Below are 1,075 nucleotides of genomic sequence, written 5' to 3' on the forward strand. Positions count from 1 at the left end.
GCCTGTGTGTGGTGCGCCGTCATCCTCACCACGGAGAACGCTGTCGAGCTCGCCACGCGGTCCATCCGCAGGTTCGACACCGACCTTGTCTGGTTCCCCCGCGGCTGCCGAGTCTGTACTGAGCCGCATGCCTACCGTGCACTCCTCGACCACATGCAGAGCTGCGAGCAGTGCGCGGACGAACCCGGTCGCTGCCGAGAAGGGCACGCGCTGCGGCAGGCATTGAAGGAGGTACGGAGATGAGCGAGCCCCAAGTTCTGCTGGCGCTGCGACCAGCCCATTAAGCCGAGCCAGCCGGTCGTGACCGCGGCGAAGGTGGCCATCTCGGCGGGTGGCCTCACCGTCACCCTGCACGAGAAGTGTGCAGGGCAGGCGACGTTCGTCTGCCGCACACCTCTCTAAAGACCCGCTGCGCACCAGCAGCTCATCACTCGGCGGCTGCGCTGGCGGGGGTCGATCCGAAGACCGTGCGTCGATACGCACGGATGAGGGACGCGGGTCGCCCCACTGGTGGGCCGAGTTCACGCAGCGGGCTCCGGCAGAGACCCGAGGTGCTCGATGACCCGCTTGCGAAGCAGAAGGTACTCGTCCCAGCGGCGCAAAGGACCCGGAGGGCGTTCCACCACACGGCCCTCGGTGACGATCTGGCCTCGCTGGAACTGCTCGCGCGTCAGATCGAGTTCGATGCCGCTGGCCAGCCGATTCCACATATGGAAGCCGTGCTGGGCTCCGTTGAAGTGGACCTCGCCCGCCATGAGGTCGCCGCCGAAGACGTCATTGACGATCAAAGCTGTGATGTCGCAGTGTCCCCAGGCCGGGTTCTCTGGCTGCCAGCCAGAGCGTTCCAGGTCGTCAGGGGAGCAGGTGTCAGCGGCCCAGCTGGCGCGCAAGGCTCTGTCAAGGTCAAGCAGGCTCCAAGGGATCATGCCGTCAGTATCGCAGTCACCACTGACACCGACTCTGACGCGGAATCAAGGGCCAGATCCGCCCCCACCCGAGGGACGAAAAGTAGTACCGGACAGGGAGACAGGGAGATCAACTGCCCGCCCGCAGGGACCTGAGAAGTCCGCTCACC

The 1,075-nt window shown here is 65.8% G+C and carries 2 protein-coding genes; one reads left to right on the forward strand and one right to left on the reverse strand.

Annotation, left to right across the window (positions count from 1 at the left end; genetic code table 11):
* Window positions 1–243: hypothetical protein (locus tag ACZ5CR_RS47005; RefSeq protein ID WP_468870200.1), on the forward strand; the 243-nt coding region annotated here is incomplete at its 5' end.
* 278 nt (window positions 244–521) lie between these two features.
* Here the strand turns inward: ACZ5CR_RS47005 and ACZ5CR_RS47010 are convergent.
* Complete coding sequence (locus tag ACZ5CR_RS47010) at window positions 522–926, reverse strand: YunG family protein (protein WP_468870201.1); 405 nt, start codon at window positions 924–926, stop codon at window positions 522–524.
* Window positions 927–1,075 lie beyond the last annotated feature (149 nt).

Source organism: Streptomyces sp. NPDC031274 (genome assembly GCF_055570235.1).

Bases quoted from the DNA above. Each gene is read 5' to 3' on its own strand.
- ACZ5CR_RS47010 (WP_468870201.1), bottom strand. From the start codon at position 926: ATGATCCCTTGGAGCCTGCTTGACCTTGACAGAGCCTTGCGCGCCAGC.